Origin of the sequence: Candidatus Electronema sp. TJ (assembly GCF_048287355.1) — a bacterium.
GTDB lineage: Bacteria > Desulfobacterota > Desulfobulbia > Desulfobulbales > Desulfobulbaceae > Electronema.
Genome location: NZ_JBLWEP010000042.1, coordinates 1 through 3,070, shown reverse-complemented (window position 1 = coordinate 3,070; position 3,070 = coordinate 1). Strand labels below are relative to the sequence as shown.

3 protein-coding genes are annotated in these 3,070 nt (G+C 59.1%); all 3 read left to right on the top strand.

All coding sequences use genetic code 11. The annotated features are described in order from the left end of the window. Positions 1–57: 57 nt before the first annotated feature. The 3 genes from atpG to ACNKID_RS04955 are packed head-to-tail and all read left to right on the top strand — an operon-like array spanning position 58 to position 2,862. Entirely contained in the window at positions 58–921 is an 864-nt protein-coding gene (gene atpG, locus ACNKID_RS04965) for an ATP synthase F1 subunit gamma (protein ID WP_417912326.1), read from the top strand. 39 nt (positions 922–960) lie between these two features. Next, entirely contained in the window at positions 961–2,403 is a 1,443-nt protein-coding gene (gene atpD / locus ACNKID_RS04960; RefSeq protein ID WP_417912325.1) for a F0F1 ATP synthase subunit beta, read from the top strand. Positions 2,404–2,439: 36 nt separating this feature from the next. Then, positions 2,440–2,862, top strand: coding sequence for a F0F1 ATP synthase subunit epsilon (locus ACNKID_RS04955; RefSeq protein ID WP_417912324.1), 423 nt, complete (start codon positions 2,440–2,442; stop codon positions 2,860–2,862). Positions 2,863–3,070 lie beyond the last annotated feature (208 nt).

Sequence of the window (3,070 nt, the reverse complement as noted above, 5' to 3'; positions counted from 1 at the left end):
CCTTCGGCAGCACCTTCAAAGCGGCCAAGGGCCTGAACTGAGCGCGGGGCACGAGCCATGCCAGGATTGAAGGAAGTCAAAAACAAGATCGAGGGCGTGTCCAAAACCTCGCAGATCACCAAGGCGATGAACATGGTCGCCTCAGCCAAGCTGCGCGGGGCGCAGCTGCGGATGGAGGCATTCCGCCCTTACGCAGCCAAGTTCGCCGGGGCGATGCAGAAGCTCTCCGGCGGCGCGGGTGCGGGCCAGCCGCTGATGGCCGTCCGCGAGGTGCAAAGCGTGGAGCTGATTGTCATCACCTCAGACCGGGGCCTTTGCGGCAGTTTCAACGCCAATGTCATCAGCAAGACCCAGAAGCTGATCGCCCAGTACGAGAGCGAGGGCAAGAAGGTCACGCTGGTGACAGTGGGTAACAAGGCCACGCGGGCTTTCAAACGCTCCGGCAAAATCCGCCGTTCCTTCACGGACATCATGGGCACCTTCCAGATGTTCAACGCTCGCGAGATCGCTGAGGATGTTTCAGAACAGTTCCTCAGCAAGGCGGCGGATCAGGTCGAGCTGATCTATGCCCGCTTCAAGTCGCTTTCCGCCCAGATTCCGACGCAGGACATCCTCCTGCCGATCAAACCGGCGGAAAACGGGGCTGAGGAGAAAAATCCAGTCGAGTACCTGTTTGAGCCATCACCTGCCGAGATACTGGAAAACCTGCTGCCGCTCTATCTGAACGTGCAGGTCTTCCACGCCATGCTGGAAGTGGGCGCGGGCGAGCAGGCGGCGCGGATGACGGCGATGGACAACGCGACAACGGCCTGCGGCGACATGATCAAGGAACTGCGGCAGCTCTACAACAAGGCCCGGCAGGCGGCCATCACCGGCGACCTGATGGACATCGTCGGCGGCGCGGAAGCCCTGAAGGGATAAGACTCAGACGAATTCAGAGAGATTCTTGGAGACATAGAAATGGGCATAGGAAGAATCATCCAGGTGATCGGGCCTGTTGTTGACGTGGAATTCAAGGCGGCTGAACTGCCGCCGATCATGAACGCCCTGTTCGTGACCAATCCGGGCATTGACAATACCGAAGAGAATCTAGTCATCGAAGTGGCACAGCATCTGGGCGACAATGTTGTGCGCTGCATCGCCATGGATCAGACCGACGGCTTGGTTCGCGGCATGGCCTGCCGCGATTCTGGCCAGCCAATCTCAATTCCGGTCGGCGCACCTGCCTTGGGCCGGATTATGAACGTGGTGGGCAGGCCCGTGGACGGTCTTGGCGTTATTGACAACAGCAAGACCATGCCTATCCATCGGGGCGCACCAGAGTTCACCGAGCAGGACACCGAGGTGAACGTTCTTGAAACCGGCATCAAAGTGCTTGATCTGCTCGTGCCTTTCCCACGCGGCGGCAAAATGGGCCTCTTCGGCGGCGCAGGCTGCGGCAAGACGGTCATCATGATGGAGATGGTCAACAACATCGCCATGCAGCACGGCGGCATCTCCGTCTTCTGCGGCGTGGGCGAGCGCACCCGCGAGGGCAACGACCTCTACATGGAGATGAAGGAATCCGGCGTTCTGCCCAAGGCCGCTTTAGTTTATGGCCAGATGACCGAGCCGCCCGGAGCGCGCGCCCGCGTCGCCCTGACTGGTCTCACCGCTGCTGAGTATTTCCGCGATGAAGAAGGCCAGGACGTGCTCTTCTTCGTGGACAACATCTTCCGTTTCACTCAGGCGGGCGCAGAGGTTTCTGCGCTCTTGGGCCGCATTCCGTCAGCGGTTGGTTATCAACCAACTTTGGCAACCGATCTTGGCGCATTGCAAGAGCGCATCACCTCGACCACCAAAGGTTCGATCACGGCGGTGGAGTGTGTTTACGTTCCTGCCGACGATCTCACCGATCCGGCTCCGGCCACCACCTTTGCCCATCTTGACGGCACAGTTGTTCTTTCCCGCCAGATCGCCGCGCTGGGCATTTATCCGGCGGTTGACCCGCTCGACTCCACCTCGCGCATTCTTGATCCCAACGTCGTTGGCGAGGAGCATTATCAAACCGCCCGCCGGGTGCAGGTGACTCTGCAAAAGTATAAAGAGCTGCAAGACATCATCGCCATTCTCGGCATGGATGAGCTGTCCGAGGAAGATCAGCTTCTGGTGGGCCGTGCCCGCAAGATTCAGCGTTTCCTTTCCCAGCCCTTCAATGTCGCCGAGGTCTTCACGGGCATGGATGGCAAGTACGTGAAGGTGGAAGACACGGTGCGCGGCTTCAAGGAGATACTCGACGGCAAACACGACGATCTGCCGGAGAACGCCTTCTACATGGTCGGCACGATTGAAGAGGCTGTAGAGAAGGCCGCTGCCGAGAAAGCGGCGGCAGAACAAGCTGCGGCAGAAAAGGTCGCCGCCTGACCCCGCGCAGAACATCACAGGCAGAGGTGACGAACAATGGCACAGATTCATCTGGAAGTGGTAACGCCTTCAGGCCCGGTGGTCAGCGAGGATGTGGACATCGTCACCGCGCCCGGCACCAGCGGCGAGTTCGGCGTGCTGGCCAATCATGCGCCCTTGCTGACCACCATCAAGACCGGTGTCCTGCATTATAAAAAGGACAAAGAGGTGAAATATTTGATGGTCAGCAGCGGTTTCGCCGAGGTTTCGGACAACAGCGTCACCTTTCTCGTGGAGAATGCCGAATACGGACACGAGATTGACGTGCCCCGCGCTTTGCGGGCCAAAGAGCGGGCCGAGAAGCGGCTGGCGCAATCCCAAGCCCATGATGAGAATGTCAGCCGCATCCGGGCGACAGCGGCTTTGGAGCGTTCGCTGGCCAGAATAGCGGCGGCGGAGCGGAGTTCCAAGCAGCTGTAAGCTGCAAGAGGTCTTCTTTCAACCAAGACCGTTTGGCCGCCCTGATCCGCAGCCGGATTGTTCGCTCCGGTTGCAAAGGGAGCAGCGTTCAGCGTGTCTTTTGCGCTTTTCTTTGCTGTTTCAGGCGATTAAAATGATGCGGCCTGCGTTGGCAACGCCCCGTTTCACACTTGAATTGCTCTGATTCCAATTGGAATCAGGGCAATTC

Bases quoted from the DNA above. Each gene is read 5' to 3' on its own strand.
- ACNKID_RS04955 (WP_417912324.1), top strand. From the start codon at position 2,440: ATGGCACAGATTCATCTGGAAGTGGTAACGCCTTCAGGCCCGGTGGTC.
- atpD (WP_417912325.1), top strand. From the start codon at position 961: ATGGGCATAGGAAGAATCATCCAGGTGATCGGGCCTGTTGTTGACGTG.
- atpG (WP_417912326.1), top strand. From the start codon at position 58: ATGCCAGGATTGAAGGAAGTCAAAAACAAGATCGAGGGCGTGTCCAAA.